The sequence below is a fragment of the Tardiphaga sp. 37S4 genome (assembly GCF_021044645.1).
In the GTDB taxonomy this organism is placed as follows: domain Bacteria; phylum Pseudomonadota; class Alphaproteobacteria; order Rhizobiales; family Xanthobacteraceae; genus Tardiphaga; species Tardiphaga robiniae.
Genome location: NZ_CP088008.1, coordinates 1,213,913 through 1,239,273 on the forward strand (window position 1 = coordinate 1,213,913; position 25,361 = coordinate 1,239,273).

General features: G+C 61.5%; 33 protein-coding genes. 15 read left to right on the top strand and 18 right to left on the bottom strand.

From position 1 onward, the window contains the following. The first annotated feature begins 16 nt into the window (after positions 1-16). On the top strand, positions 17-691 hold the full coding sequence (locus tag LPB73_RS05750; protein ID WP_231079919.1) for a DUF429 domain-containing protein: 675 nt from the start codon (positions 17-19) through the stop codon (positions 689-691). Position 692: 1 nt separating this feature from the next. On the opposite strand, the gene LPB73_RS05755 is transcribed toward LPB73_RS05750, so the two are convergent. Further along, positions 693-1,682, bottom strand: coding sequence for an SH3 domain-containing protein (locus LPB73_RS05755; RefSeq protein WP_231079920.1), 990 nt, complete (start codon positions 1,680-1,682; stop codon positions 693-695). A 397-nt stretch (positions 1,683-2,079) separates the two neighbouring features. Here LPB73_RS05755 and LPB73_RS05760 point away from each other — a divergent pair, with 397 nt between their 5' ends. Beyond that, a complete protein-coding gene (locus LPB73_RS05760; RefSeq protein WP_231079922.1) occupies positions 2,080-2,781 on the top strand; it encodes an Ig-like domain-containing protein in 702 nt (233 codons plus the stop codon). Here LPB73_RS05760 and LPB73_RS05765 read toward each other — a convergent pair. From LPB73_RS05765 to LPB73_RS05780, 4 genes are all read right to left on the bottom strand, one after another. Beyond that, a complete protein-coding gene (locus LPB73_RS05765; protein WP_231079923.1) occupies positions 2,778-3,350 on the bottom strand; it encodes an inner membrane-spanning protein YciB in 573 nt (190 codons plus the stop codon). The two genes, LPB73_RS05760 and LPB73_RS05765, sit on opposite strands and share 4 nt — an antisense overlap. A gap of 56 nt (positions 3,351-3,406) precedes the next feature. Then, a complete protein-coding gene (locus LPB73_RS05770; RefSeq protein WP_093756607.1) occupies positions 3,407-3,982 on the bottom strand; it encodes a hypothetical protein in 576 nt (191 codons plus the stop codon). Between the two features lie 90 nt (positions 3,983-4,072). Next, positions 4,073-4,396: a hypothetical protein gene (locus tag LPB73_RS05775; protein WP_231079924.1), complete on the bottom strand. Its 324-nt coding sequence runs from the start codon at positions 4,394-4,396 to the stop codon at positions 4,073-4,075. A 228-nt stretch (positions 4,397-4,624) separates the two neighbouring features. Next, positions 4,625-6,028 carry a carotenoid oxygenase family protein gene (locus tag LPB73_RS05780; RefSeq protein ID WP_231079926.1) on the bottom strand — a complete coding sequence of 468 codons (1,404 nt, stop codon included), beginning with the start codon at positions 6,026-6,028 and terminating at the stop codon, positions 4,625-4,627. Between the two features lie 88 nt (positions 6,029-6,116). Between LPB73_RS05780 and LPB73_RS05785 the strand changes: the two genes are divergently transcribed. Further along, a complete protein-coding gene (locus LPB73_RS05785) occupies positions 6,117-6,872 on the top strand; it encodes a TetR/AcrR family transcriptional regulator (protein WP_231079928.1) in 756 nt (251 codons plus the stop codon). A gap of 51 nt (positions 6,873-6,923) precedes the next feature. Here the strand turns inward: LPB73_RS05785 and LPB73_RS05790 are convergent, their stop codons facing one another. The 3 genes from LPB73_RS05790 to LPB73_RS05800 form a co-directional block, all read right to left on the bottom strand. After that, complete coding sequence (locus LPB73_RS05790; RefSeq protein WP_231079929.1) at positions 6,924-7,505, bottom strand: amino acid synthesis family protein; 582 nt, start codon at positions 7,503-7,505, stop codon at positions 6,924-6,926. A 50-nt stretch (positions 7,506-7,555) separates the two neighbouring features. Then, entirely contained in the window at positions 7,556-8,416 is an 861-nt protein-coding gene (locus LPB73_RS05795; protein ID WP_231079932.1) for a fumarylacetoacetate hydrolase family protein, read from the bottom strand. Positions 8,417-8,578: 162 nt separating this feature from the next. Then, a complete protein-coding gene (locus LPB73_RS05800) occupies positions 8,579-9,427 on the bottom strand; it encodes a GntR family transcriptional regulator (protein WP_374725711.1) in 849 nt (282 codons plus the stop codon). Between LPB73_RS05800 and LPB73_RS05805 the strand changes: the two genes are divergently transcribed. From LPB73_RS05805 to LPB73_RS05815, 3 genes are all read left to right on the top strand, one after another. Beyond that, positions 9,407-10,399 carry a zinc-dependent alcohol dehydrogenase family protein gene (locus LPB73_RS05805; protein WP_231079933.1) on the top strand — a complete coding sequence of 331 codons (993 nt, stop codon included), beginning with the start codon at positions 9,407-9,409 and terminating at the stop codon, positions 10,397-10,399. The two genes, LPB73_RS05800 and LPB73_RS05805, sit on opposite strands and share 21 nt — an antisense overlap. Positions 10,400-10,439: 40 nt before the next feature. Next, complete coding sequence (locus LPB73_RS05810) at positions 10,440-11,339, top strand: VOC family protein (RefSeq protein WP_231079934.1); 900 nt, start codon at positions 10,440-10,442, stop codon at positions 11,337-11,339. Positions 11,340-11,475: 136 nt separating this feature from the next. Further along, complete coding sequence (locus tag LPB73_RS05815; protein ID WP_231079935.1) at positions 11,476-12,426, top strand: tripartite tricarboxylate transporter substrate binding protein; 951 nt, start codon at positions 11,476-11,478, stop codon at positions 12,424-12,426. Between the two features lie 19 nt (positions 12,427-12,445). On the opposite strand, the gene LPB73_RS05820 is transcribed toward LPB73_RS05815, so the two are convergent. Beyond that, positions 12,446-13,084, bottom strand: a complete 639-nt coding sequence (locus LPB73_RS05820) for a hypothetical protein (protein WP_231079936.1) — start codon at positions 13,082-13,084, stop codon at positions 12,446-12,448. 148 nt (positions 13,085-13,232) lie between these two features. Here LPB73_RS05820 and LPB73_RS05825 point away from each other — a divergent pair, with 148 nt between their 5' ends. Beyond that, the gene (locus LPB73_RS05825; protein ID WP_231079937.1) at positions 13,233-13,934 is read left to right on the top strand and encodes an SET domain-containing protein; all 702 of its coding nucleotides are present in this window, start codon (positions 13,233-13,235) and stop codon (positions 13,932-13,934) included. Here the strand turns inward: LPB73_RS05825 and LPB73_RS05830 are convergent. Further along, positions 13,931-14,329, bottom strand: coding sequence for a hypothetical protein (locus LPB73_RS05830; protein WP_231079938.1), 399 nt, complete (start codon positions 14,327-14,329; stop codon positions 13,931-13,933). The two genes, LPB73_RS05825 and LPB73_RS05830, sit on opposite strands and share 4 nt — an antisense overlap. Positions 14,330-14,445: 116 nt before the next feature. Here LPB73_RS05830 and LPB73_RS05835 point away from each other — a divergent pair, with 116 nt between their 5' ends. Together LPB73_RS05835 and LPB73_RS05840 are read left to right on the top strand one after the other, a co-directional pair. Then, on the top strand, positions 14,446-15,264 hold the full coding sequence (locus LPB73_RS05835) for a helix-turn-helix domain-containing protein (protein ID WP_231079939.1): 819 nt from the start codon (positions 14,446-14,448) through the stop codon (positions 15,262-15,264). Positions 15,265-15,327: 63 nt separating this feature from the next. After that, positions 15,328-15,993, top strand: a complete 666-nt coding sequence (locus LPB73_RS05840; RefSeq protein ID WP_231079940.1) for a DsbA family oxidoreductase — start codon at positions 15,328-15,330, stop codon at positions 15,991-15,993. An 8-nt stretch (positions 15,994-16,001) separates the two neighbouring features. On the opposite strand, the gene LPB73_RS05845 is transcribed toward LPB73_RS05840, so the two are convergent. Beyond that, on the bottom strand, positions 16,002-16,946 hold the full coding sequence (locus tag LPB73_RS05845; protein ID WP_231079941.1) for a JmjC domain-containing protein: 945 nt from the start codon (positions 16,944-16,946) through the stop codon (positions 16,002-16,004). 18 nt (positions 16,947-16,964) lie between these two features. Then, positions 16,965-18,176, bottom strand: a complete 1,212-nt coding sequence (locus LPB73_RS05850; RefSeq protein WP_414716901.1) for a GNAT family N-acetyltransferase — start codon at positions 18,174-18,176, stop codon at positions 16,965-16,967. 314 nt (positions 18,177-18,490) lie between these two features. On the opposite strand from LPB73_RS05850, the gene LPB73_RS05855 reads away from it, so the two are divergent. Both LPB73_RS05855 and LPB73_RS05860 read left to right on the top strand, forming a co-directional pair. Further along, positions 18,491-18,730: a hypothetical protein gene (locus LPB73_RS05855; protein WP_120291859.1), complete on the top strand. Its 240-nt coding sequence runs from the start codon at positions 18,491-18,493 to the stop codon at positions 18,728-18,730. A gap of 173 nt (positions 18,731-18,903) precedes the next feature. Beyond that, positions 18,904-20,304 (top strand): caspase family protein, encoded by a 1,401-nt coding sequence (locus tag LPB73_RS05860; protein ID WP_231079942.1) that lies wholly within the window; start codon positions 18,904-18,906, stop codon positions 20,302-20,304. A gap of 7 nt (positions 20,305-20,311) precedes the next feature. Here the strand turns inward: LPB73_RS05860 and LPB73_RS05865 are convergent, their stop codons facing one another. Next, positions 20,312-20,551 (bottom strand): PilZ domain-containing protein, encoded by a 240-nt coding sequence (locus LPB73_RS05865; protein ID WP_089265685.1) that lies wholly within the window; start codon positions 20,549-20,551, stop codon positions 20,312-20,314. A 227-nt stretch (positions 20,552-20,778) separates the two neighbouring features. Here LPB73_RS05865 and LPB73_RS05870 point away from each other — a divergent pair, with 227 nt between their 5' ends. Then, a complete protein-coding gene (locus LPB73_RS05870; RefSeq protein ID WP_414716866.1) occupies positions 20,779-21,072 on the top strand; it encodes an HdeA/HdeB family chaperone in 294 nt (97 codons plus the stop codon). A gap of 146 nt (positions 21,073-21,218) precedes the next feature. Beyond that, on the top strand, positions 21,219-21,500 hold the full coding sequence (locus LPB73_RS05875) for a hypothetical protein (RefSeq protein ID WP_120291323.1): 282 nt from the start codon (positions 21,219-21,221) through the stop codon (positions 21,498-21,500). 89 nt (positions 21,501-21,589) lie between these two features. Here LPB73_RS05875 and LPB73_RS05880 read toward each other — a convergent pair whose 3' ends face one another. Beyond that, positions 21,590-21,799 (bottom strand): DUF6894 family protein, encoded by a 210-nt coding sequence (locus tag LPB73_RS05880; RefSeq protein WP_068735723.1) that lies wholly within the window; start codon positions 21,797-21,799, stop codon positions 21,590-21,592. A 295-nt stretch (positions 21,800-22,094) separates the two neighbouring features. Between LPB73_RS05880 and LPB73_RS05885 the strand changes: the two genes are divergently transcribed. Both LPB73_RS05885 and LPB73_RS05890 read left to right on the top strand, forming a co-directional pair. After that, positions 22,095-22,412: a hypothetical protein gene (locus LPB73_RS05885; RefSeq protein WP_231079943.1), complete on the top strand. Its 318-nt coding sequence runs from the start codon at positions 22,095-22,097 to the stop codon at positions 22,410-22,412. Between the two features lie 103 nt (positions 22,413-22,515). After that, positions 22,516-22,953, top strand: a complete 438-nt coding sequence (locus LPB73_RS05890) for an acyl-CoA thioesterase (RefSeq protein WP_231079944.1) — start codon at positions 22,516-22,518, stop codon at positions 22,951-22,953. Positions 22,954-22,993: 40 nt separating this feature from the next. Here LPB73_RS05890 and LPB73_RS05895 read toward each other — a convergent pair whose 3' ends face one another. The 4 genes from LPB73_RS05895 to LPB73_RS05910 form a co-directional block, all read right to left on the bottom strand. Next, positions 22,994-23,221: a hypothetical protein gene (locus LPB73_RS05895; protein WP_068735728.1), complete on the bottom strand. Its 228-nt coding sequence runs from the start codon at positions 23,219-23,221 to the stop codon at positions 22,994-22,996. Positions 23,222-23,385: 164 nt separating this feature from the next. Beyond that, positions 23,386-23,667 carry a hypothetical protein gene (locus tag LPB73_RS05900; RefSeq protein WP_231079945.1) on the bottom strand — a complete coding sequence of 94 codons (282 nt, stop codon included), beginning with the start codon at positions 23,665-23,667 and terminating at the stop codon, positions 23,386-23,388. Between the two features lie 92 nt (positions 23,668-23,759). Continuing rightward, positions 23,760-24,173, bottom strand: coding sequence for a hypothetical protein (locus LPB73_RS05905; RefSeq protein ID WP_231079946.1), 414 nt, complete (start codon positions 24,171-24,173; stop codon positions 23,760-23,762). A 603-nt stretch (positions 24,174-24,776) separates the two neighbouring features. Next, the gene (locus tag LPB73_RS05910; protein WP_231079947.1) at positions 24,777-25,250 is read right to left on the bottom strand and encodes a hypothetical protein; all 474 of its coding nucleotides are present in this window, start codon (positions 25,248-25,250) and stop codon (positions 24,777-24,779) included. Positions 25,251-25,361 lie beyond the last annotated feature (111 nt).

Consider the following 25,361-nt stretch of genomic DNA (forward strand, 5'->3'; position numbering starts at 1 on the left):
CGGCTGAGAGGATGTCGTGACCTTCATTGGCCTCGATGGCTTCAGCAAAGGCTGGGTCGCCGTCACACTCGACGGCGACCACCGCTCCATCGATTTCATCAGCGATATCTCCTGGCTTGCGACGCAGCGCTTTGCCCGTGCGGCCATCGATATTCCCATCGGTCTCGGCGATGACGGTGTGCGCTGCTGCGATCAACTCGCGCGCAAGAAGCTCAGTCCGCATGGCTCACGCGTCTTTTCCGGCGGACGTCGCTGGCTGTGGCAGGACTTCACCGATCCCGACCTCGCCAACGCGGAGGCCGAGAGGCGCGGGCAGAAGAAAGTCTCGCGCCAGCTCTGGCATCTCGGACCGAAGATCATGGAGGTCGACGGCTTCGTGCGGGAACAGCGCGATCTCGATATCCGCGAAGCCCATCCCGAACTTGTCTTTCTCCGCCTGAACGACAATCAACCGCTGCCGTCCAAAAACACTGAGGAGGGGCTGGCGCTCCGCCGTCATCTGTTGCTGGCGAATGGCTTCAGCGACCTTGACGACTGGCTCACTGCCAGGCGCACGCGCACCGGCGCAAAGCGGGATGATGTGCTCGATGCCTGCGCGGTGGCGCTGGCCGCGCGCGATTGCGTGGGCTGTCTGCCGGAAGGCAATGCACCGCGCGATGCGCTAGGCATGCCACAGCAAATCTGGTTCTAGCTCAACTGCAATTCGTCACCTGGCTCGAGCACAGCCGTCGCCACCAGCCGCGGACGCCGTCGTGGCTCTCCACCAGCGCCCAAAAGCCGCTGCAGGCGAGAACGCGCTTGGGGCCGCCGTCGGCGCTGATCTCGCTGCCACCTTCGCCTTTGGCCGGCGTCCACTGCGCGTCCACATGCGGCGCCTGGAACAGTCCGCCCATCCGCGTGTCGCCATTGGCATATTGCGCGCCGACCCTGCTGGCTGAGACCCAGCCGCGGCCGCCATAGGGTTTTGGATGATTGCGCGGATAGACGCTCGCGTCTTCGTAGTCCTTCCCGGGCGGCGTTGCGCCTTCGATCAGGAACCAGCCATCCTTGAAGCCGATGATGGAAAATTCCGTCAGCCAGCCTCCGTCAGGCACGTTCTCACCTTTGCTCTTGAATTTGTAGGGCGGCGGCAGTGTGCCGAGCACCTTGGCCTTCGTCGATGGCCCGGCGCGCACGTTCAATCCGTTGGGATCGCGCTCGGTTGACCAGCCATGGATATCGCAGGGAACGGCGCCATCCGGCAGCGTGCCGCGCGTCTTCAGCAATTCGGCGTGGAGTTGGCGATATTCCGCATCGTCATGCGCGGCGCTCAGTACACGCGGGATGTTGCTGTTCAGCGTGACGTCACGCGGGCGCAGCTCGGCTGACAGGGTGGTCAGCTTGCCGTCTCTGCGCACGAGTTTTGCGACCAGCATCTCACCGGCATCGAAGGCGCTTGCCGCTGTCTTGGGATCGTTAGCACCGGCTGGATAGGTCGCGACATATCCGACCGGCGCTTGCGGATCGGACATGTCGACATGAAACGCCTGACCGGCCACGCGGTCCGGCGGCACGAAGGCACGGGCGCTCGCAAACCACTCCGGTGTCTCCTGCGATAGCAGCTCCGGCGGCGGCGTCACGGGTTGTGCAAAGGCGGTGCCGGCGGTGATGAGGCCGGCGATCAGGATGGCGATTCGGGTCATGGTTTTGTGTCGCGGCACCAGCGATTTGGTTCGACAAAACGCGACTCAGGCTTGCAGCAACCCCGCTGAATTTCGATCTGTGCGCGGGACTCGATTCTCCGGTGACTCGCAAGGATGCGGAGGAAAAAGAAAAGCGGTGACGACTCAGGCGGCGCTGTTCCAATAGCGATCAGACTGCAGACGAATTCGAGGCCGCGCCATGTTGGATGCTCTGAAGCTGAATGCGACGGTGGTGACGTTGTTGGCCGCAGCCAGTGCCGTCAACGGGATCATGTTTTATCAGTATCTGTGACGAATTGTTCACATCGGCATGCGGCCTCTCCGCATCCGGTTTTGCGTTGAACCTTTTCGCCGGCCGCGCGCCTCATCCCAGGGGTGGCAAACCGGAGTGTAACAGGTGAACAATTTTCATCTGGTCGTCGTCACTGCAGTTATGCTCGCAAGTCCGGCCGCGGCCCGCGCCCAATCCATCATTCACTCCGAACTGACCCGGACCACGCTGGCATCATCCATCGATGTAGCCGGCCGCACGACACTGACGGCGTCCGTGACCAGTGAACGCGGTGGGGGCGTCCCGGGCGGCATCGTCCGCTTTGTCGATGAGACGACGCTCATGGTGCTTGGCTGGGTCGATGTGGCCCATCCGTCGCTGGTGGTCCAGCGACTGCCGCCGGGTCCGCATCGCTTCCGTGCGGATTATATGGGGACGTCCAACTATCTGCCTGTCGTGGTGCAGCCGAGCCAATCCGCGGTGGTGGAGGAAACCATACGCGTCACGCCGGCGGTGGCGCTGTCGTCGTCCGAGAATCCTTGTCCGTCTGGAGCGGTGGTCACGTTGACGGCCGCGATTGCCGGCGGTGTTGGCATTCCGAAAGGTGCCGTCACCTTTCGCGATGGCGAGCAGGTTCTTGCGACCCATGTCGGCCTCGATCGCGCCGGCACGGCGTCGTTCACCACCTCGGCGCTGGCGGATGGCACGCGCTGGATCACGGCTGAATATGAGGGCGACACGGTTCATGCGCCCGCGGCATCGCCCCCGCTGACGGTGGATGTCGGAGTGACCCGTCTGCGAAGCTCGCAGTTGCACGCCGGCGACTAGGTGCCCATCTGCGGCGACGTCGCTGCTGCTGCGCGCAGCTTGCGGCCGACGATCATCCGGAACACGACATACTGAATCGCGAAAGCCAGCACCTTGGCGCCAATGGCGACGACCGACACATAGAAAGCCCACAGTTTCATATCGCCGGTCATGGCCACAGCGATGACACCGGCGCCAAGCGCGAACATCAGCGCAGCCCAGGCATAGCCCGCAACGGTCACATATTCAGGGATCGTCTCGCTGACGATGGGTGGCAGGTAGCGCAGCATCCAACCCTTGCGCAGCATGATCGCGCCGATGGCGAAATGTCCAATGCTGGGCTTGGCCAGCACGAAGCGCGGATCCTTGGTCAGCAGCGTCGCGCCGCCGAGGACGACAACCAGCGCGAGACTGGCATAGGTCATTACGTCGAGCCTCGAGCCCTTGACGCGGGCATAGACGAACTGTGCGACGGCACCCGCAATCGCCACGCAGGTTGCCAGCAGGACGTCACCGGTGACGAGGTAGAGCACCAGGAAGACGATGGTGGAGAAGAAATCCTGGCCAAGTTTGGCGAATACGTCCTTCATCGCAGTGCTCCCAATGCAGTCGAGATGGTCAGGCGTCGATTTGCAGGCGAAGTGGATCAGGGCTTCAGCGGTTCAGCCGGTTTCACTGCACCATATTTCGCGCGACGATACTGTGGGTACCATTTGGTGAAGGCAACGGCAGAGTTGCGCGCGGCAAAGGCCACCGCAAAGCCGATCCACAGTGGCAGCGAGGGCATGTAGATGATCAGCATGTCCGCCACCAGCATCAGCACAAATGCGCCGGCCCAGGCCCAGGTGAGGATGTAGTTCGCCTTCATGAAGCCGGGCAGCTTCGAGGTTTCGGCGTCGACCATCTCGCGGGCATATTGCAGCGTGAAGGGCAGGCGGATCGCGAGCGACAGCAGCACGATTGAGAGCAGGCCGACATCGACGGCGAGGCGGACGGCCACCGCGCTCCAATTGCCGTCGACCAGCGTGATGTAGCAGCCGAGCGCGCTGAAGATCAGCACCGAGCCTGCTGCGAGCATCTTCAGCGAGCCGCCGCGGATCACGTCCCAGACCACGATGCCGAGCGACAGCGCGGCTGCGGCGAAGAGGCTGATCGCGACCGATGACACCATCATCAGTATGGCGAAAGCACCGAACGGGGCGATGATGAGAAAGGAAGCCATGACGTTTCCAGTTCGGGCTATCTTGACGTTGTGAAGGTGCGTTGCGGGCTCGCTTATGAAGTCGTTGCGTCGCTGTGCAGCAGCCTGCGATCATATGTCTTGCTGTGAGAGCGGGCAGACATTGCCGACCGGCGTGAAAACGTCATGAGAGGCCGAGGCGGCCGCGTCGGATGGTTCGATGCCAATGAGCGTAGTGCCGGTTACAACCAGCACGAGGGCCAGGCTGCTCCAGCTTGCTGCCCGGGTCATTATGTCCGGCCTGCGATATGCGGTTCGTGTGAGGACGAACTGTGTCGCAGCACTTGCGATGGCGACGGCAGTCGCGATCAGCACGTCTCCGGCGACCGCAAAGGTCGTGAAAAAGGCGATGGTGGAAAGGAAGCCGATGGCCAGCTTGGCGAGGACATTGATCATGGCGTGGTTCCGCGCGCTTGTTGTCGAGTGAGTACTTTTGTCGTTGTGCTTCAGGAGGCGGTGGCAGCCACGTCGATCATGAGAAAGGACGCCATGCTGTTTTCCGGTCTCTCCATCTTTACGTTGTCAAGATTTCTTTTAGGTCTTCCCAACGGGCTCGTCAACAAAAATCTTTACACTGTCAAAATTATTTGAGGCGAGGTCTATAACTGTCGTTGGATCAATGGCTTAGAAGGAATCGACCCAGTTGCCGTGAAAGCCCGCCGGTACCCGGTGACCGAGTTGGACGAGAGCGATCGGCCCCGCGGCGACATCGGTGGCGTTGAACACTGCCAGATCGCTGCGGTTCTGCCGGGCGCGCCACACCACCGCGAGCAGCCAGCCGTCGCCTTCGGCTGCATCCTTGCCGCGCGCGACGAAGACGGGTTCGGAGATGCTGTCGCCGAGTGGCAGCATGTATTGGCCGAGCCTGACGCCGTCACGCCAGACATGTGTGATCCCGGAAAAGGCGTTGCTGGCGCCTGGTGCCGGATTATCGCAGGCGTACCAGCCTTGCGTGCTGACAAGGCCGGAGCGGCGCTCGTCGATGCGCGGGAATTCGCCGGTGACGTCGTCGAGATAGGTGCGGGTGAAACGATCGGTATTGGCGGCCAGATCGAAGGTCCAGCGACAAAGTCGCGCGTTGGATTTCGCAGGATCTGTCGGCGAGCCGTCGGGATGCGTGAACAGCGGCGCTTCCTCGGACTGCATGACGTCGGCGATGATGCGGTCGCCTTCCTCCCACGCATTCATCACATGGAAGACGTAGCAGGCCTCGGCGCGAAACCACTTGATATCATCTGCACTGCCGCCGCGTTTCATCACGCCGACGTAAGACCCCTTGTCCGGCTCCCACGCATAGGGCGGGCGGCCAGACCGGGCGCGATCCATGCTGCCAGTAATGGGCAGGATCGGAAACAGTAGGTGGTTCTCGGTGACGATGAAGTCATGCACCATGCTGGCATAGGGCGCATCGAAACGTTCGAAACGCGTGACGATGCCCGATGAATCGATCGCGCCGAACGAGATCGTCGGACTGAAGATACCGCGGGCGTTATAGCCGAAGAAATTCATTTCGGCGGTGACGGGATCGATCTTCGGATGCGCGGTGAATGGTCCGCCGATGCGCCCGCTATAGTTCTGGTAGCCGAGCGTCTTCAGCGTGCCCGGTTCGATCTCGGTTGGCGCATGGCCTTCCTCCAGCGCGAGCAGGCGGCCGGCATGAAAGACGATGTTGGTATTGGCCGCGCCTGAGTCATTGCCAAGTGAAGCCGGCGCATCCGGCATTTTCTGGCCGAAGCCGCGATAGAGCGCGCGGCCGGCATCGTGCTCGGCGAGAAATTTCGGCGTGTGGATCCAGCGATTGCGATAGCTCGCGCGGCCGTTCTCGATGTGAAAGGCATGCAGCATGCCGTCGCCGACAAACCAGTGCGAGCCTTTGGTTTCGAATTGAGGATTGGGGCCGTTGCGGTAGAGCGTGCCGTTGAGCTCACGTGGCAGTTCGCCGACGACTATCAGGAACGGCGCGTCGCACTCCATCGGGATCGGCGCAAGATTGTCATGAGCAGCCTCGATCGGGTCCAGCAGCGCCATCGTCGTCTCCCATGCTGTTATCTTTACGTTGTCTAGATTGCTAGATGTGAGCGGTCGGCCCGTCAAGCAAAATCTTTACAGTGTAAAAATGACGACCTATAACATCACCATGACGAAGCAGACCAAGACCGCGAAACCGCGCGCCGTGCCGCAAGACCGCCGCAAGAAGGTCGCAGGAAATTCGCAAGCGAAGGGCGCGGTCAAAAAAACCGCCGGCGCCGAATCTCCCTATCATCATGGGGACTTGCACGGCGCGCTGCTGAAAGCCGCGGAAATCGTGCTGGAGCGCGATGGACTATCTGGCCTGACGCTGCGCGCCGTCGCCCGTGAGGCCGGCGTCTCGCATGCGGCTCCGACACATCACTTCGGTGATCTCACCGGCCTCGTCAGCGAACTGGCCGCCATCGGCTTCCGCAACTTCAACGCCACAATGACTGCGGCTGGTGCGAGTGGCACGACGCCGCTCGAAAGCGCGCTCGCCCGCGCCAAGGCCTATCTCGCTTATGCACGTGCGCAGCCCGGCATGTATCAACTGATGTTTCGTACCGAGCGGCTCGACATGACGCGGCCGAATCTGCGCGAGGCCGCCAATGCATCCTTCGCCGGTCTTGCCAGCGTGGTCGGCGCACATCATCCGGGCAATGTCGCCACCGATGCGCTGACCATCGAACAGGCCGCACAGATCGCGCGGACGTGGTCGCTGGTGCATGGTTTCACCATGCTGACCCTCGATGGCCGGCTCACTGATATCCTGCGCCGCTTGCCTGATGGCACCGACGCAGAGAAGCTGTTCGTCGAGATGTTGAAGATCACCGTCGCCAGGGCGATGGAGACGCCGAAGTAGCGAAACTCTTCGCGAAGCGCCGGCGTCGTGCGCAGGCGCCGTTTGCGGTAGCTATCGCTGTCCGTCATGCACCGAGATATCGGACGCGGCCAGCCCGCCAATACGTGCATGCGGCCTTCCGCCGGTGGCCATCACCAGGCCGAAGGCGATCTCGTCGCGACGCGGGCCATCCCAGACAGTCATTTCAGCGGTGCTGAAATGACTGCGGACATAGGCCGCTTCGATATGGCCCAGCGGGACCATCAGCCGTGTGCCGATTCCGCCAACGGTCTTCGCAGCTGGCACGATGGCTTTGGGCTGGCCGAGAATCTCGCGCATCGCCCAGCCGCCAGCCTCGTGCCATACGGCCGCGTGCTCAAGCTCGCCGTCGTCGCCCACGATCATGCCCTTGCCGTAAGCTTCGATGCGTTCCTTGCCGCCGAGCGCCTGAACGAGCTCGACCGCAAGTGTGCGTCCAAGTTCGCGTAGTTCGGCCTGGAAGGCCATCAGGTCCGGCTCGTATCGACCAGCAAAAGGATTGCGGATAATCGCCAGTGCTGTGCCGACGCGAAGCGGTTGTGCCAGGCGTGGCCCGCGTTCGTGCCAGATCGTTTCGACGGAAGTCTGGGTCTTGCGAATGTCATAGGATGTCATGGCTGACCCAGTCCGTGTTTTGCGAGCGTTGTGAGGGAGCCGTCCGCCGACTACTCGTCGATGACGGGATTGCTGAGGATGCCGAGTTTCTCGATCTCGACTTCGACGACGTCGCCGGCCTTCAGGAAGATCGGAGGCTTCCGCGTAAAGCCGACGCCGGCAGGCGTTCCCGTTGCAATGACGTCACCCGGGACGAGGTCGAAGATTTCCGACGCGTAGTTGATCAGCCGGGGAATCGAGAAGATCAAAAAGGATGTGTCCGAGGATTGGACGACGTCACCATTCACGCGGGTTTCGAGCTTGAGCTTGGTGGGATCCGGCAATTCGTCGGTGGTCACCAGCCACGGGCCGAACGGTCCGGTACCGACGAAATTCTTGCCGGCCGCGATCTGCTGCGCGTGTCGCTGATAATCGCGGACGCTGACATCGTTATAAATCGAATAGCCGGCGATGTGGTTCATCGCCTCGCTTTCGGGAATATGGCGGCCGCCTTTACCGATCACGACGGCGAGTTCACCTTCCCAGTCCAGGTGCGTGGAGACTTTCGGCCGGATCACCGGCTGGTTGTGGCCAACCTGTGAGCGCCAGACCCGCAGAAAGATCGGCGGGAATTCGGTGATCTGGCGGTCCATGCCATGAGCCACCGCTTCCTTGTGGTGGTCGAGATAGTTGCGCACCGCGCAGACGATCTTTTCGGGGCGGGGGATTACCGGCAGGTAGCTGATGTCCGACAGCTTCAGGTCTGGCTTGTGTCCGCCAACGATCTGGTCGCGCTTGGCGAAGTCGGGGCTGGCGATGAAATCGGCGAGCGTCGGATAGTGCGGGAGCGCCTTGCCGAGATCGACGATCGCGTCGTTGACGACGGCTCCCCAGCTCTCGCGCTGCTGATGGCTGAAAGACAAGAGCTTCATGATGAGGCCTTCCTATGTAATCCCTGATATCGAAATTTCGTAAATCTATTATATTTTCGAAAATAATGCCTGACAAGAGGGCTGGCGGCGCCTGCGGCGACTTTCAACGTGGGATGTTGGGCCTGCCGTCTGTTTCTTCGCCGACTAGCCGGCGATCCCGTCTCAGGATTCAGTCAGCAGATGAGATGCGTATTTCACGACATTGTCGGAGGTGCTGCGGATGTGCCGGTCGATCAGGGATGTGGCCAGTGCCGTGTCGCGGGCGATCGCGGCCTGCATGATGGCGCGATGCTCACCGACCTTGTCGCGTGGTTGCGGGCGAAACATGGCGGACAGGTTTCGATAGCGTTCGGCGCGCTCGAACAGCGAAGCCCGAATGCCGAACAATGTCGGGGAGCGCCCGCACGACACCAGCGCCTCGTGAAACTGGCGGTGGGCGATCTGCCATTCCGGGTTCTCGACGTGATTACCGGGAAGCCTTTCCTCAATGCGTCCCAGCCTGTGCAGGGTCGACATAACCGCTATTTCCCAGTCATCTTCGCCATTTACGATGGAGCGGCTGAGCAGTTCGATCTCGATCAGGATCCGGGTCTGGGTGATGTCGATCAGGTCGTCGCTCGTAACGGGCGCCACGCGAAAGCCGCGCTGCTCCTCGGCAACGACTAGGCCGTCCGCCGTCAGCGATGTCAGCGCCTCGCGCAGGGTCGTGAAGCTTGCGCCGAAAGCGAGCTTCAAGGCATCGAATTTTAGCGGTTCGCCAGGCTTGAGCCGGCAAGCGACGATATCCTGACGCAGTCGGTGCGTGATATCGACTGCGAGTGTTTTGCCGAATTCTTTGCGCGATTTGACGGCCGAAGCAGTCATGGAATGGACCTCAGATTCCGCCGGCTGATGGCGTCGGCTGGTTGCAGAATGCCGGCGCATGACCGCTATTGCAATAATTTTCGTAATAGGACATATTTTCGAAAATAAGTTCTGCAGGGTGGATTCATGAAGGCTGTGCTGGTTCATCGTCCCGGTGGTCCCGACGCGCTCGATTATGTCGATGTCGCCATTCCGGCTCCGGGCCCGAAAGAGGTGCAGATCAAGGCTGAGGCCTTTGGCGTCGGCCAGCCGGACGCCTTGATCCGGCGCGGCGTTTACAAGTGGATGCCGCCACTACCGGCCAATCCGGGGAATGATGTCGCCGGGCGCATCTCCGCGGTCGGTCACGGTGTTGTCGGTATCTCGGTTGGGCAGAAGGTTTTGCTGAGCGCCCGCGATCTGTCACAGCGCGGCGGCTGTTACGCCGAATATGTGGTGGCGCCGGCCGATGCCATTCATCTGTTGCCTGATGCCGTCGATCTTCAGGACGCCGTCTGTCTCGCCAACTATCAGGTGGCCTGGGCGCTGCTGCATGAATGCGGTGGGCGTAATCCCGCAGGCAGTGTGCTTGTGATTGGTGCTGCTGGCGGTGTCGGCACGTCGATCGTGCAATTGGCGAAGCTGGCAGGCATGACGGTGATCGGTACGGTCAGCACGACGGAAAAAGCCCAATTCGCGAAATCCAACGGTGCGGATCACGTGATCTTCTATCGTGACGAGGACGTCGTCGCGCGGACGCGCGAATTGACCGAGGGGAGCGGTGTCGGCCTCGTGCTCGACCATGTTTGCGGTCCCGAATTCGTCTCCTATCTCGGCGTGCTCGGCAAATGGGGAACGCTGGTTTCCTACAACGCCTTCGCCGGCCTTCCTGAAGAAAACCTGATGGGAGAGATGCGGAAGTATCTCGACGTCTGTCCGGCCGTGCGCTGCTTCTCCTTTCACATCTACGATCATGACCGCGATGCGCGCCGCGCCATCATGGGGAAGTTGATCTCGCTGCTTGGGCGCGGGGAGATCAAGCCCGCAATCTCCGCGCGGCTGAAATTATCCGAGGTCCGGCAGGCGCACACGCTGCTGGAGTCCGGAGGCGCGCTCGGCAAGATCATCATGACCCCGTAGGCGAACGGCTATCGGTCTGGAACGAGATACGGAGGACCACATGATCAAGGTAAAACGCATCAGGCATGTGACGTTCGTTACGCCTGATATCGACAGGCAGATCGACTACTATCAAACGGTGGTCGGACTCGGTGTGGTGACGCGTGACGCCAGTCGCGCATCGCTGGCCACCGACTCGGATGAACTCGCCGTCGTCCTGCAGCGTGGCGATCAGGCGGCCTGTCGGCGATTGACCTTCGAAGTGGCGCTCGATTTGGATTTCGCAGACCTGGTGGCTACACTGTCGCGCGCTGGAATTGCGGCTGAGATCCAGTCCGATCCGCTTCCTGGCGTGTCCCGTTCGGTGCTGTTCCGCGACTTCGAGGAAATGGAGATCGAGCTGCTTGCGGGGCCGACATTCGCTGTCGCGGAGCAGCCTGTCGGCGGCATTGCAGCCGACCGCCTCGGCCATATCGCGCTCTACACGCAAGACCCGCTGAAGGCGTCGAAGTTTTATGGTGACGTGCTGAATTTCCGGGTGTCGGACTGGATCGAGGACGCCTTCGTCTTCATGCGGTGTGGTTTTGATCATCACTCCGTCAATTTCGCGCGCGGCCCGGGTCGGCGATTGCATCACGCGGCGTTCGAGCTCCGTGATGCCTCGCACATGCATCGCGCCTGCGACCTGCTCGGGCGCAAGAAGATACAGATCCTGTGGGGGCCGGTGCGTCATGGCCCGGGCCACAATGTTGCGATCTATCACCGCGACCCCGATGGCCATCTCATCGAACTGTTCTTCGATCTCGATCAGATGATCGATGAAGATCTCGGCTATTTCGAACCACGCCCATGGCACCGGGATCGTCCGCAGCGCCCCAAGGTCTGGGTAGGTCTCCCCCGAGATATCTGGGGGCCGGCTCCATCGCCGGAGCTCGCGGAGTTCAAACGCAAGGCGACATGACATCGCTGCCGACAAAGTCGCCGCCATGAAGCGACAGATCGGCACCACGGCGATCAGTGCTGAAGAAATAAAAGGGGAGGAAATAATGAGCCAGCTGTCGAAATCTATTCGGGGCAGAGTTCTCGCATGCCTCGCGGTGTCTATATTTATAGTCTCGTCGATCGACGTGCCTGGCGCCTCAGCGCAAGTATACCCAAATCGTGTCATTCGTATCGTTCACGGTTTCGCATCGGGGGGGGCGGCGGACACGCTCTCCCGCGTCGTTGCCGACGGGCTGGCGAAACAGCTCAATGAGACCGTCATCGTCGAAGCGAAGCCTGGCGCAGGCGGCAATCTCGCATCGGACGCGGTCGCCAAGGCAGCGCCTGACGGATACACGCTCGGCCTTGTAACCGGAGGCCATGCGATTTCGGCAGGGCTTTACAAATCGTTGTCCTATCAACCCGTCGATAGTTTCGAGATGATCTCCACGATCGTCTATTATGCGCTCGTCGTCGCTACCCGCAGCGACTATGAAGCAAAGACGCTGGGAGAGCTCATTGCGCTCGCAAAGGCCAAGCCGGGATCGTTGAGCTTCGGATCGGTCGGCTTCGGCAGCACGCATCACCTTGCTGGCGAATTGTTGAAAGTAGCAGCCGGCATCGACGTGTTGCACGTGCCCTACCGCGGCGACTCTCAGGCGATTACCGCGTTGCTCGCGGGCGATGTGCCCCTGATCGTTGGCACCAGCGTGCTTGTTGCGCCGCAGATCGAGAGTGGTGCGGAGCGCGGCCTCGCCGTCACATCATCGACCCGGAGTGCTTTGCTGCCGAATGTTCCATCGGCCCGCGAGGCAGGTCTGAAGGGGTTCGATGTCAGGACGTGGGCCGGGCTGCTGGCGCCGAAGGGGACGCCACCGGGGATCATCGCCCAACTCAACGCGGCCGTTCTGAAGTCTTTGGCCGACCCGGGGATCAGGGCGCGGCTGGAAGCGGCGATCGGTGGCGAGGTGCGGGGAAGCACGCCGCCGGAAATGCGCGAATTGGTCACGTCGGAAATCGCGCGATGGACGGCGGTGATCGACGCGGCGAAAATACCGAAACTTTGACCGCACGATCGATCTGAACCTACTTGGCCGGGCCCGGGATGTTGCGCGATGCCATCGCCAGTGCCGTAGCCCGGCCGCCGATGCCGATCACGCTGACCTTGTCCGTCTTGCAATCGAAGCCGCGGGCGAGTTCGTCAGCGGCTTTGCGGGCCAGCTCGTTGGCCTCCGGATTGGCCGTCACGTCGATATAGGCGACATGGCACACGGCGCCCGGCGGCAACCGCGTGACCACCAGCATCTGTTTGGATTTTGGCCGGCCATTTTTCTCGGGATCGTCGTTGTCGGCGATGTGCCAGCGCTGGATCATCGCGAATGGTTTGCCGCCAATGACGCGCCATTCGATCGTGTTGGTGGTGGAGTTGAACGGACCGAAGCCTTGCGATGCCGCCGGCTCCTTGTCAGCGGCGCTGGCGCTGCGTCCGACCGTGATGGTCTCGCGCAGGTCGTCCTCGTTCTTCACCACGACGAGACCAGCTGGGCCGCGGCAAGTCCGTTCCGCGGCGTAGTCATCGCCATCGATTTTGAGGTTGGACGCTTTGCGGCAGTCGTTGTCGGTCGTCGACGTGTAGACGCTGCCGATAGTGTTGGCCGCGGCGAGCGAGGGCGCGCCGAGCAGGATCGTCAGTGTGGCGACAGCGAGGGCGGGCAGGCGGGGCATTTCAGGGCATCCAGCACGGGAAAGGTGCTGCTTTGACGTTCACAAGCTGGGGAAGGTTCAACCGAAGCGGCTGACAGGGCTGGTTGAATCGCGCTAGACAGCTTGGTCAGCCTTCATTTTGTCTCCAGCAGCGTCAGTTCCTCATCCCATGCCCGCCTCGACTTCCGCTAAGCCATATCGCATCGGCCGTTCCAAAACCGGTCTCGGTCTTTTCGCCACCCAGCCGATCAAGAAGGGCGTCAAGATCGTCCAATACTTCGGGCCCCTGCTGGATTCGAAGAACGAGAAGCACGACGCGATCGAGAACAAGTATCTGTTCCAGATCAGCAAGCGCTGGACCGTCGATGGTTCGATCCGCAAGAACATCGCGCGCTATATCAACCACGCCTGCAAGCCGAACGCTGAGTCCGACGTCAATGCGGCGAAGAAGAAGATCATCATCCGCTCGATCAAGAAGATCGAGCCGGGCGAAGAGATCAACTACGATTACGGCACGGAGTATTTCAAGGAATACCTGAAGCCGATCGGCTGCAAGTGCGATTCCTGCGAGAAGAAGCGCAAGAAGAAGCGCGCCGAGGCACGTGCCGAGAAGCTCAAGGCCAAGGAGAAGGCCGAGCGCAAGGCGCTGAAGAAGGAAGAAAAGGCGAAGGCCAAGAGGGCCAAAGATAAGGCCAAGAAGGCCAAGTCTTCGGGCAAAGCGGCTTCGGGCAAAGCCAAAACGACCAAGGCCGCCGCGGAGAAGACCTCCGCAGCGACCAAGGCCAAGTCTGTTAAGGCCAAGTCAACTAACTCCAGGTCGGCCAAGGCTAGCAAGGCAAAGGCCGGCAAGGTCAAGAGCAAGGCGGCTTAAGCCGCCTGTGCCGCTGCGCTTCGGCGCAGCCCGATATATTGCAGCTCCGCGAACACGCCGACTGCGATCGCCTGCGCGGCCACGAAGATCTGGCCGAGCAGGTTCGGCGTCACCGCGCCCGAAAACAGCAGGCCGATGCTGCCCAGCGTCCACAGCGCGTTGCCGACGACGATCACCAGCACCAGCAGCTTCGGCATGGTCGCGCGGGTGCCGAGCCAGCCAACCAGCGCCGCATAGGCGATCAGAAACAGGCCGGATTCCAGCAGCAGCGCTTCAGGCAGATGCAGCAGCGGCGCCAGCATGGCCGCGGCAAAGGTCAGCAGCAGCGCCATGGCGCCGCTGACGACGGCGTCGATCTGGATGGCGCGGCGGAGCAACAGAGAGGGATTGATCATGGTCGTCGTCCTTCGGTTGGTCGTTGTGGATGTCCCGACAATGACGACGCCGCAGAGCCAAATCGATTACCTGTGAGGTCATGGAAGCTGCGAAATTCGCGTGTTAGCTTTTTGCCATGAACACACAGCTTGCAGCGTCCTCCGCAACATCCCGGCCCGCCGGGATCGGCCATCATTTGCGCGAATGGCGGCAGCGCCGCCGCCTGAGCCAGCTCGATCTGGCCGGCGATGCCGAGATTTCCACGCGTCATCTGAGTTTCCTGGAGACCGGCCGCGCCTCGCCGTCGCGCGAGATGGTGTTGCGGCTGGCCGAGCGGCTCGACGTGCCGCTGCGCGAGCGCAACGTCTTGCTGGTGGCCGCAGGCTTCGCGCCGGCCTTTCCGCAGCGTGAACTGGACGATCCCGCGCTGAATTCAGCGCGACAGGCCATCGACCTCGTGCTGAAGGCCCATGAGCCCAATCCGGCGCTGGCGGTCGATCGGCACTGGAATCTGGTCACGGCCAACCGCATGGTGATGCCGCTGCTGGAAGGCATCGCGCCGCGCTTGCTCGGGCAGCCCTTCAACGTGCTGCGGCTGAGCTTTCATCCGGAGGCGTTGGCCTCGCGCACTGTCAATCTCGGCGAATGGTGCGCGCATCTGCTGGAACGTCTGCATCGACAATGCGAGGCGACGGCCGATCCTGAATTGCTCAAACTGTATCAGGAATTGAAGACCTATCCGGTGCCGGCGCGGTCGGCGCCGATCGCGGCTGACAGCGTCGTGGTGCCGTTCCGGATGAGGCTGGGCGACGATGTGCTGAGCTTCATGTCGACGACCATGACTTTCGGTACGCCGCTGGATATCACCCTGTCCGAAATCGCCATCGAGACGTTCTTTCCGGCAGATGAGGTCACGGCGAACAGGCTCCGCGAGATCGCTTCAAACGGGAACTAACGGCCTTGTCCGTGATGTCCATGACGCCTATTTGTGGGCGGAACAAATACAGGGAGCCCGCCCATGAGCACCATCAAGCCGCTTCAGATCGATATCGTCTCCGACGTCGTGTGCCCATGGTGCTATATCGGCAAGCGCCGGATCGAGAATGCGCTGGCGCTGGTCCCCGACGTGCCAGTGCATGTCAATTGGCGGCCGTTCTTCCTCAATCCGTGGATCCCGCGCGAGGGCATCGATCGCTCGACCTATCTGGAGACCAAATTCGGATCGGTGGAAGCCTACAAAGGCATCGCCGGCCGGGTGGTCGATGCGGCAGAGCAGGAAGGCTTGACCTATCGCCCGGACAGCGTGAAGCGCCAGCCGAACACCATCGATTGCCACCGGCTGATCCATTGGGCCGAAGTCTCCGGCAAGTCGGCCGAGGTCAAGCAGCGTCTGATGGAATTGTATTTCCGCGATGGCGGCGATCTCACGCAAAGCGAGACGCTGGTGCAGGCCGCAGCCGATGTCGGGCTCGATGCGGACGATATCCGCAAGCGCCTCGCCACCGACGAGGATGTCGAACTGATTTCCGGCAACGCCAAGGAAGCCGCGGACAAAGGCATCTCCGGCGTGCCGACTTTCGTGTTCGCCGGCAAATATGCCGTCTCTGGCGCGCAGGATGCGGAGAAGCTCGCGCGCGCGATCCGTCAGGTATCGGCGGAAGTGAACGCCGAGGCGGCGGAGTAGGGCGCGCCTTACGCGCCCTTCAAATAATAATTCGCCTTCTTGCCGAGCGCGATGCGGCGCAGCAGTTTGCGCATGGCCAGTGAGCTACGCAGCGGTTTGATCGCCGTGGTCACCGTCCGGTAGAAGGCGAGCTTCAACGTGTCCAGCATCGGCTGCTGTCCCGGCGGCTTCTGCGGGAAGCCAATGCCGCGCAGCATCGAGTTGAAGAAGTGCAGGTCGTTGACGCGGCGCACTTCCTTGGTCTTCCAGGTGATCGCCATCGAGATCGAGAACGAGCCGGCGGTGCGCACCCAGTGTGGCCACTGATAGGGCACGTAGCAGCCATCGCCATCGAACATGTGAAACTCGACGGCGCGCGGTGCGAAACTGTCGTCGAATTTGAGATTGCGATGCTTGGTCATCGAGCGTTCGATCTCGTCGTCGGAAACGATGGCGCGGTCGCTGTTGTCATAGATCGTGAAAAACTTCTCGCCATGGATCTGGACGAAGAAATTATCCTCGCTGTCGAGATGGAACGGCGTGGTCGAATTCGGCGACGACACGAACAGGAAGCCTTCGAGCTGTTCGAAACCGGCATCGAGCAGGCTGTTGAAGCCGCGGGCGCGCGCCACCGACAGCAACGTGTCTTCGAGCAGTTGGCGATACTCCGGCGAGTTCTCGATCCGCTTCAGCACCATCCACGCACCAGCGGTCTCGATGCGCTTGACCACTTCGACCGGGTCGAGATCCACCGACGGGATCGCGTCGGGGTCCTGGCTGATCGCGACCTTGCCCGAATTGTATTCGATGAGATCGCGCGGCAGTTCGGATGCGAGTTGCGCGATACGCTGCAGCGTCAGCAGCGGATGTCCGGCGAGCTTGTGCTTGATGGCGAACGGCTTCAGCGGAAAATCGTTCTTGAGCGATTGATTGGCGGCCGAGATCACCGGCGCGACGTCAGTTGCAGCGTTCATGGTTGAACCCCTGGATATCTATCGGAGGCGGTTGCGGATGGAGCGGGCGACGTGCCGCAGCGGCTCGCGGATCGAGCGACGCAAGGTGAGCGCGCCGTGGATCAGCGATACCAGCGGATCGTGCTTGCGCAGCGGAATCAGCACGTCGCCGATGGCAAGGCGGCCGCGCCAGATCGGGTCGATCATCGGGTGACCGGCATTGGCCGTGGAGTCGGCGCTTGCAATCACGGGATCGGCGCAGAGATGCCGCGTCACGTCGAGCGTGAGTTGCACGCCGGGGGACAGTTTGGCGAAGCGCTCGTCGACGCCGAGCTTGAAGTAGAAGGCACGATCGAGATGCCTGAGCAGCACGCCGGAAGCGACCGGTGTGTCGCCGGCGCGCAGCGTGACGATCTCGCATTGGCCGTGTTCGGCGAGCGCCTTGGTGGCGCTGCGGATGAAGGCATTGTCGCCGGCGTCCTGCATCAGGGCGGTGCCGCGTTTGCCCTTCCATCCGCTTGCTTCCAGCGTCAGGAAGGTGTCGATGGTCGCCGCGATTTCGGCCGGCGTACGCGCGACATGGAAAGTCACGCCGCCATGTTCGGCGAGACGATTGCGCTGGCGGCGCAGTTCTTTCAGCTTCTTCGCGCCGAGCGCATCGCGCAGCAGGTCATCGGCATCGCGCGTGGCATCGAGGCAGGCGCGGGCGTGGGATTGCAGGATGCGCGGCACAAGATCCTGCATGGCGAGCGACTTGCGGATCGTCTGCATTGCGGCGCCGTCGAGCGAGACGTTTTCGAGGATCAGCGCATGAGCGCCGGCCTTGCGGGCCTGTTCCAGCAGGCGCGTGACGGCGTCCGGCGCCATGTCGCGATCGAGCAGCGGCGTGGACAGCGTGCCATAGGGATCGGCGCTGACCAGTACGGGGAGAGGAATGCGATAGGCGCGCCGCGCGGTGATCACCGGCAGCAGCCCGATCAAGCGGGGCGTTCCGGTGTCGCTCGCCCAGGCGCTGAGCGCGGCGACATCGGTGCGGTCGCGCGCTGATGCATTTACGGCCAGTTCCCAGTCGGCGAGGTAATAGCCGTTCGGCTCGACGGCCTGCTGCGCGAGAGCACGCCATAGCTCCGGCGCGATTGCCGAGAGCGGCACAAGCGCATTGGGCGCAGACGCTGGGCGGCTCGCTGCGGTCATCCCGGCGCCCGTTGCTCTGCTGCCATGCATGCCGGCTGAGTTCGCAATGTCGACCACGTCCCCGATCCCCGTCGCAAGGAAGGCGGCGCAGGCCGCTTCTCCATTGCTGTCTGCGGAGACTAGGAGAAACATTCCAAGATCCGGTTTTTCCGGACGCGAAATTTGACGGGAATGTGCAACCGATCGTTCACCAAACGGTCGCTGAAAAGCCTGTGTTTTCAGTGGATATGGGCCGGCCGGGGTGACGGGTGCCGGAGTATTCGCGCGTTTCCGCGGACGGGCGGACCTGCGGTCGATGGTCGCGGCCTCGCCATGTTGGGGCTGGAAAATGGCCTCTACGTCAGGCTATCAAGGCGCCGGAGGGACCCATGATGAGAGCATTGGTATTGGCGATCGCGGCAGTGGCGCTTCTGGCTGCGCCGGCGAACGCACAGGTGGGCGGCGGCAAACGCGGCGGTAGCGATCATGCGCCCGCGCCCGAAAAGCCGAAGATCGACGAGAAGGCCTACAAGGCCGCCTTGGAACGCGTTCCGACTCCCAAGGAAAAATACGATCCGTGGGGCGGCGTCGCGCCTGCACCCGCGCCCACAACGGCGGCGAAGAAAAAGTAATCTTCTACTGTATACGTCGCACGCAGTTCCCGTGAACCGCGCTTGCGTTGACAGCGACCAAATTGGGCAGCGGCAGGCCGTCGCATTGTTGGCGTGCGGCCATCCTGATTTCAGTTGAATCAGGCGGGGAATTATCCGTCGCGCGAGCCGGCCCAGGCCGGGGAGACTGTTCGATGGTTCGTCCTGTCATTCGCAGCGCGATCGTTGCAGCCACGGTAATGCTCGGCTCGCAAGCCGCATGGGCGGAGAGTCGGCTGGCGCTGGTGATCGGGCAATCCTCCTATCGGTCCATCGCGCCGCTGCCCAATCCTGTCAATGACGCCAAGGCCATGGCGCAGATGCTCGGCGATGCCGGCTTCGAGGTGCAGTCGGCGACGGACCTGTCGCAGAACGATCTGCGCGCCAGGATCGCCGGCTTCGCCGCCAATGTGTCCGCCAAGGGGCCCGACACGGTGGCGCTGGTGTTCTATGCCGGCCACGGTCTGCAGATCGACGGCGAGAACTATCTGGTGCCGGTCGATATCGATCCGAAGCGCGAAGCCGATATTCCGCTGCAGGCGGTGCGCCTCAACGACATCCTGAACACGCTGACATCCGTGCCGAGCAAGAGCCGCATCATCCTGCTCGATGCCTGCCGTAACAATCCGTTTCCAGCCATCAGCAAGACCACCGGCCGCGGGCTCGCCCAGGTCGACGTGAAATTCGGTACGCCCGGCACGCTGTTATCATTCTCGACGTCGCCGGGCGCCGAAGCCGAAGACGGCAAAGACGGCAATAGCCCCTATACGACGGCGCTGCTGAAGGCCGGCCGCGAGCCGGGCCTGCCGATCGAGGATGCGTTCAAGCGCGTGCGGCTGTCGGTCAATCAGGCCACCGAAGGGCGGCAAACGCCGTGGGAGAGCTCGTCGCTGGTCAATGATTTTCGCTTCTTTGGCACTGATGCAGGCGCCAAGCCGGCCGTGACGAAGAAGACCGTCGATCAATGGCGCAAGGAGCTGCAGGGCAAGCCGGTGCAGGACGCCAACAATCTGATCGTGTCGGACGGTTCGGTGGAAGCCTATGAGGCCTTTGTCGGCCTCTATGCCGAGCCGCCGCTCGGCCCGCAGGCGAAAGAATGGCTCGACCGTCACTACAAGATGGTGGCGTGGAATAACGCCGTCATCACCAACACCGCGCCGTCCTATCGCGACTTCCTGGCGAAATATCCCGACAGCGATCTGACGTCGACCGCGCAGAAGCTCGAGGAGCGCACGCGCAACAAGCCGGTGCCGGTTGCGGCAGCGAACGCGCCGACCAATGTCGCGTTGGCCGGACCGGGCCCGACATGCCCGTGCGGCACGCCGCCCGCAGCAGCGCCTGCATCGAAGAAAGCGGAGAAAACCACCGAGTCCACGAAGAAGCGCGCCGACAAGCCATCGCCACCACCGCGGCGCGGCCGCGAGATCGTGGAGGAAGAGGTCATCATCCGCCGTGCGCCGCCGGTCTATTACGAGCCGGTACCGCGCGTCTATTACGGCGGTGGAGGCTATGGCGGTTACGGCGGCGGCAACTATGGCGGCCGCGGGCGCTACTGACGGGCGTCTACTCGAACGCCACGCCAAGCTGGCGGTCGTTATTCCAGACCGGACGGCAGCGGCGGATGAAGTGATCCGCCTCGATCACCAGCATGAAATTCGACGGCAAGCCGAGCGGGCTCGCGATATCGACACGCGCGCCAGAGGCCGAGAGGTTGCGGACGGTGCAATCGATACCGCCGCCGCCAAAGGCCAGCGTGCCGCGCTTCAGAACCCGGTGTCGTGGAGCCGTTCGTTTCTCGATCATGGTCGTCGTCCGCATCGTCTGCACGCGCCATGCCTAGCACCGCGATCTTGCCGGCCGATAAAGCCGATCGCAGAAATCCGGACCCGCCTGTTCATCCTTCGTGAAGTTCTGGAGGATCAGAAGATTTCATAAAAATATCAAATCAAGGAAATGGACTCCATGATACCGTCTGGCCGTTGGACGCTCAGCCAGTCATCGGCCGGCGTCATTTTTCGGGGAAGGGGACCATGATGAAATTCGCCTGCGCGTTTCTGACTGCCGCTGCCATGTTCTCTGCCGCGCCGGCCCAGGCCGTCGTGCTCGATCTGTCCACCATGTCCTGCAAGCAATTCGTCGAATCCGGTCCCGACGAGATCAAGATGGTGCTGACCTGGATGGACGGCTGGTACAAGGGCGACTCGGACGATGCGATCATCGACACCGAGGTGTTCGTCGAGAACGCCAAGAAATTCGGTACCTATTGCGCGGCGCACCCGACCATCAGCATCGTGACGGCCGCGGAGAAAGTGCTGGGCGACTAGGCTCCAGTCCGGGCCAGCGCCCGGGTTTCCCGGTTTCCGAAGGTTTCAACCTGCGTGAGGCACGACGGGGTGCCTTGCGTCAGGCGCTTGGCGTGCCCGAATGGCCAGTGGTATAACGCCTCCGAAATTCACGGAGCTTTGGTGCCATGAAACGATCCAGCAAACTATTCAGCGTCGTCGCAGTGCTCGCGCTTTTGACCGGCCCGGCCGCCGCGCAGATGATGAACCTGATGCCGGAGGTGAAGTCCAAGTCGGCGGAGGAGAAGGAGCAGGACGCGATCACCGAGAAGGCGTATCGCGAGTCGCTGCGCAAGATTCCCGACACCAAGGCCGCGGCCGATCCATGGGGCAATGTGCGCAGCGATGCGCCGAAGGCGGCTGCACCCGCGAAACAGCCGCGCACCAAGACCGGCAGCGCTGCGAATTGATCAGGTGATGACCGTGGCATCGGCGGCCCGTGCCGCCGGCGCGCAAATGGACTGAAGCCCGCGCGCGGCCACTGACATATGCGCCTGTGTCAGTTGCTCCAGGACAGCGGCACTTCGAACAATCCGCCGCTGTCTTCGTTCTCGACGACGATCGCGCCCTTCACGACGCCGATACTGCGCACCATCTCCGATGCAAGCTGACGTGCGTGCAGCATCGCTTCCTGATCGTCCTTGAAGCTCGTCCCTTCATCGTCGAGGAACGTGTTTTCGGCGATAATATGAAAGAAAAATCGAGGCACGGGAAACGACCACATCTGGCGCGCGTGTAAATGGCTTGCAGCACCTGAGGTTGCTGTAAGACAATGATACCGCTAAACCAACTTGTTCCGTGCGTCGATAGAAATGTGCAAAATTTGCGGCAAATAAACGGTTTTTTTTGGCAGGCAGTTCTCGTGCAGGGATCCGCTTTCGGAACCGTGATGCATCTCTGGGTCGTCATCGAAGGCGGCCATGGTATCGGGCGCCATAGATCGTTGCGGTATGATTAGGTGAGATGCAGGCGTCATCCGGCCGCAGTTTCACATAGGGGCCATCATGTTGTCGGCCGATATCGTCTTTGCGTGTGCTCTGGTCGTGATGATCGGGTGCAACCTCTATGGCGAGCCGCGGATTGCAGGTGAGCGCGTTGCGATGCAGTGGGGCTTCGACGGCAAGCCGACATGGGATGCGCCGAAGCGGATTGCACTGTGGGGCATGGTCGTTTTTATGCTGACGGTGCGCCTGATCATCTGGACGGCGACGACCTTCGCACCGGAGAAGGTTCACGGCGCCAATCTCGGACTCATGTTGGCGTCGGTGATCATCGCAGCGTCGCACATTTTCATTGTGCTGAAAGCAATCAAGCGGACCTGAGTTGCGGCATGACGTCTCCCTGCGGCGGCTGGCTTCGCCGCGCAAGAGAGGCTAGGGGAGCATCAGGGCGGAGAACGAAGCCGCCGTCATAGGCGAGGGGCATATGTCACGCGACCGGTTCTGGTTCTTCCACCCGTTTCGGGTGCGCTATTCCGAGATCGACGGCCAGGGCGTCGTGTTCAACGCGCACTATCTCACTTACTTCGACACGACCATCACCGAATATTTTCGTGCGCTCGGCTATGACCAGTTTGCCGATGCCAAGGCGAGCGGCGTCGACTTTCACGTCGGCAAATCGGTGATCGAATACAAGGCGCCGATCCTGTTCGATCAGGAGCTGGACGTCGCCGCGCGCGTGGCGCGAATCGGCAATTCCAGTCTGGTGTTCGAACTCGGCATCTTCGCGCGCGCAGCCGACGATCTGTTTGCCACCGGCGAGATCGTCTGGGTCAATACCGATCAGAAGACCCATCGCCCGGTGCCGATCGCGCAACCGATCCGCGACCTGATCGCCACGCGCGAAACGCATCTCGCGGGATAAGGCACAGGTGACATGGGCCGGTGCGCGGCGCCGGGCGCCTCTAGGCTGGCTCGTCCAGATCGTAGAAATGGGCGAGCCCCCGGCAGATCTCCATCAACCGGTCTCGAAAGGGGGTCTGGGCCGGATCCGAGTAGCTGACGATGACGCGCCAGCTGTCATCCAGCGAATAGATGATCACGCTCATGTTCTTGGGCCATGGCCCGGCGATGGCGGCGGCTTCTCGAATGATCTTCTGAAGTTCGGCGGCGGTTTTCTTTGGCTTGGGCATCCACGCTCCCTGGCTAGAAGCGTTCTAAAGTGGTGGCAGGGAACTGTCCAGAGCGTGCCGGGCTCGCAATTTGTGTGACCCGACTTGCCTGTCTTGGGGTGACCCGGGCGTCCGGCCGGTTCAACCGCTGCACTGACCAAAAGAGGCCGCGCCCCGAGGCGGCCTTACCTTGGCAATGTTCCCAGATCGCTCGATGAAGGCCTGCCCAGGGCAACGAATGCTGCGACTGCCAGAAGGCAGATGGGCGCAATCAGACCGAGCAGGTATCCGGCAAGGCCGTGTCGAATGTAGATGCCCCAATAGTTGACGAGGCCGGGGTAACGGGAATCGGTGTTCGTATAGAAGACGACAAATTTTGCGGCGTTGGATATGTGCCCGTGTGACCACACGAGAAATGTAAATGCCAGCACGGTTGCGATCACGCAGAGTGCTGTTGCCACTACCATGCGCTGATTTCTATTCATCGGATTTTACTCGCTGGCTTCACCCCCTGTTGTGCAGGAAAGCTGCAAGAAGGTTCAATGAAGGGTGATCCGCCTCATGCACCGCTATGGGGTGCTTCGCTGCGCGTCAGGAACCAGCCTGGGATCTGCAGCGTGATCCATGATCCGAGCACCGTGAGGATCGCCATGCCCGCGAGCGAGATATAGAGCAGAGGATGTTGCGAGGATACGAGCGACCCGTTGAGGTGCAGGTGCGGGCGGATCATGTCCATGACCATACCGACCAGGCTCGCCGCCACGAAGCCGCCGATGACCGACGCGACAATACTCGCGATCCATCCAAGCGGGCCGCGCTTCTTTGTCCAGGCCTCGTGAATTCCCACCGCCAGCATGGCGATAACCATGATCAGCATGATGGTCAGCGGGCCACCCACGCTCGACCTGGGCATCGCGCCACTGAGTTCGACGAGCAACAGGGCAGCGGCGGAGAGCAGTGCGATCGTCTTCACGGCGTGTGACCTTCCCATGTCGGATTGAACGCATGAGCGATGCGGACATCCTGTTGTGCGGGAAACGTGCAGGAAGGTTCAAAAGTGGCTCGATTAGTCCAAATCGGGTGGCTGTCGTTTTTGAACCAGGCCACTGAGGCTAGCGAAGGAGTTGCATGACCATTTGAGGGGAAGCCGCAGCAAGCGCGCCGAAACAGAATCCAACGAAGCCAAGGGCGATGACACCAATCCACCCATGATGCTCCCACCCGTACAGAGCGCCGATTGTCGTACCCAACGTAACCGCAGAGAATGCCCAGATGAAGTGAATGATGGTCGTGAGTTTCTTCATCAATCCGGCACCCGAAGCAAAAGGGGCAACTTCAGGCGATAATTACCTGACCAGATTCCGGCCGCTAGGAACGCAGCGATAGTCCGGCCCATGCTGTTGCTGGCAAGAGGTGCGCGCATCGACGACGAAAAAGGCTGCCGTCAGGACGACAATAATCAAACAAGCCATGGCTATTCTCGGGTTTGTCATCGCCACTCGCATATTCCAATTAGGCCAGTATCCAAATTCTGGTACTGGCCGAAATTAGCCACTCTGAAAATCAAAATGGGCCACTAAGTCGGATCCCATGTAGCGGCATATGTGACGATCATTTGCCCTCTGCATCCCGCGCAAAGGTAGATGCTATCGCGACCAACTTTTCTTCCGTCCGGCTGGAAAAAAGCCTTTTGACCTTTCGCGAAGCAGTTAGGACAGAGCCAATGCGGTGTTTCGGTGCCCCGTGCATCTGGCTTCAACATGTAAGCCACCGCCCCATGCCCGACAGTCTTAAGTTCATAGCGCTGCTTCTCAGCGTCCCATGTTGCAAGATTCGCCACTTCTGCTTCAAGCGAGCGTATGCGATCAGCCTGCGTGGAATAAGTCTCGCGGGCTTCTATGGCCTTCTCGAAAGCGTCCAAGACAACAGCTTGAAGCTCAATGGACTTGGCGCGAAAAGCCTCAGCGTCGCGCAAACCTACCATTGCCTTAGTGATATCAAGCGCCGCGCGGATGCCAGTAACGGCAGCGGCGATTTCTCCTGCGGCCATGGCAAAGCCTCCCCCTAGTTGCAGGGTGAGGCTACGGCAATTGCATTGGGGACGCTATTGTTTGCCGCCTTGAATTACCAAGAACTCTCGGCGCCGGTCCGGCGGCGTCTC

Excerpts from the sequence above, each read along its gene's own strand:
- LPB73_RS05755 (WP_231079920.1), bottom strand. The coding sequence starts at position 1,682 with ATGACCCGAATCGCCATCCTGATCGCCGGCCTCATCACCGCCGGCACC.
- LPB73_RS05765 (WP_231079923.1), bottom strand. The coding sequence starts at position 3,350 with ATGAAGGACGTATTCGCCAAACTTGGCCAGGATTTCTTCTCCACCATC.
- LPB73_RS05770 (WP_093756607.1), bottom strand. The coding sequence starts at position 3,982 with ATGGCTTCCTTTCTCATCATCGCCCCGTTCGGTGCTTTCGCCATACTG.
- LPB73_RS05775 (WP_231079924.1), bottom strand. The coding sequence starts at position 4,396 with ATGATCAATGTCCTCGCCAAGCTGGCCATCGGCTTCCTTTCCACCATC.
- LPB73_RS05780 (WP_231079926.1), bottom strand. The coding sequence starts at position 6,028 with ATGGCGCTGCTGGACCCGATCGAGGCTGCTCATGACAATCTTGCGCCG.
- LPB73_RS05785 (WP_231079928.1), top strand. The coding sequence starts at position 6,117 with ATGACGACCTATAACATCACCATGACGAAGCAGACCAAGACCGCGAAA.
- LPB73_RS05790 (WP_231079929.1), bottom strand. The coding sequence starts at position 7,505 with ATGACATCCTATGACATTCGCAAGACCCAGACTTCCGTCGAAACGATC.
- LPB73_RS05795 (WP_231079932.1), bottom strand. The coding sequence starts at position 8,416 with ATGAAGCTCTTGTCTTTCAGCCATCAGCAGCGCGAGAGCTGGGGAGCC.
- LPB73_RS05805 (WP_231079933.1), top strand. The coding sequence starts at position 9,407 with ATGAAGGCTGTGCTGGTTCATCGTCCCGGTGGTCCCGACGCGCTCGAT.
- LPB73_RS05800 (WP_374725711.1), bottom strand. The coding sequence starts at position 9,427 with ATGAACCAGCACAGCCTTCATGAATCCACCCTGCAGAACTTATTTTCG.
- LPB73_RS05810 (WP_231079934.1), top strand. The coding sequence starts at position 10,440 with ATGATCAAGGTAAAACGCATCAGGCATGTGACGTTCGTTACGCCTGAT.
- LPB73_RS05820 (WP_231079936.1), bottom strand. The coding sequence starts at position 13,084 with ATGCCCCGCCTGCCCGCCCTCGCTGTCGCCACACTGACGATCCTGCTC.
- LPB73_RS05825 (WP_231079937.1), top strand. The coding sequence starts at position 13,233 with ATGCCCGCCTCGACTTCCGCTAAGCCATATCGCATCGGCCGTTCCAAA.
- LPB73_RS05830 (WP_231079938.1), bottom strand. The coding sequence starts at position 14,329 with ATGATCAATCCCTCTCTGTTGCTCCGCCGCGCCATCCAGATCGACGCC.
- LPB73_RS05835 (WP_231079939.1), top strand. The coding sequence starts at position 14,446 with ATGAACACACAGCTTGCAGCGTCCTCCGCAACATCCCGGCCCGCCGGG.
- LPB73_RS05840 (WP_231079940.1), top strand. The coding sequence starts at position 15,328 with ATGAGCACCATCAAGCCGCTTCAGATCGATATCGTCTCCGACGTCGTG.
- LPB73_RS05845 (WP_231079941.1), bottom strand. The coding sequence starts at position 16,946 with ATGAACGCTGCAACTGACGTCGCGCCGGTGATCTCGGCCGCCAATCAA.
- LPB73_RS05855 (WP_120291859.1), top strand. The coding sequence starts at position 18,491 with ATGAGAGCATTGGTATTGGCGATCGCGGCAGTGGCGCTTCTGGCTGCG.
- LPB73_RS05860 (WP_231079942.1), top strand. The coding sequence starts at position 18,904 with ATGGTTCGTCCTGTCATTCGCAGCGCGATCGTTGCAGCCACGGTAATG.
- LPB73_RS05865 (WP_089265685.1), bottom strand. The coding sequence starts at position 20,551 with ATGATCGAGAAACGAACGGCTCCACGACACCGGGTTCTGAAGCGCGGC.
- LPB73_RS05870 (WP_414716866.1), top strand. The coding sequence starts at position 20,779 with ATGATGAAATTCGCCTGCGCGTTTCTGACTGCCGCTGCCATGTTCTCT.
- LPB73_RS05875 (WP_120291323.1), top strand. The coding sequence starts at position 21,219 with ATGAAACGATCCAGCAAACTATTCAGCGTCGTCGCAGTGCTCGCGCTT.
- LPB73_RS05885 (WP_231079943.1), top strand. The coding sequence starts at position 22,095 with ATGTTGTCGGCCGATATCGTCTTTGCGTGTGCTCTGGTCGTGATGATC.
- LPB73_RS05890 (WP_231079944.1), top strand. The coding sequence starts at position 22,516 with ATGTCACGCGACCGGTTCTGGTTCTTCCACCCGTTTCGGGTGCGCTAT.
- LPB73_RS05895 (WP_068735728.1), bottom strand. The coding sequence starts at position 23,221 with ATGCCCAAGCCAAAGAAAACCGCCGCCGAACTTCAGAAGATCATTCGA.
- LPB73_RS05900 (WP_231079945.1), bottom strand. The coding sequence starts at position 23,667 with ATGGTAGTGGCAACAGCACTCTGCGTGATCGCAACCGTGCTGGCATTT.
- LPB73_RS05910 (WP_231079947.1), bottom strand. The coding sequence starts at position 25,250 with ATGGCCGCAGGAGAAATCGCCGCTGCCGTTACTGGCATCCGCGCGGCG.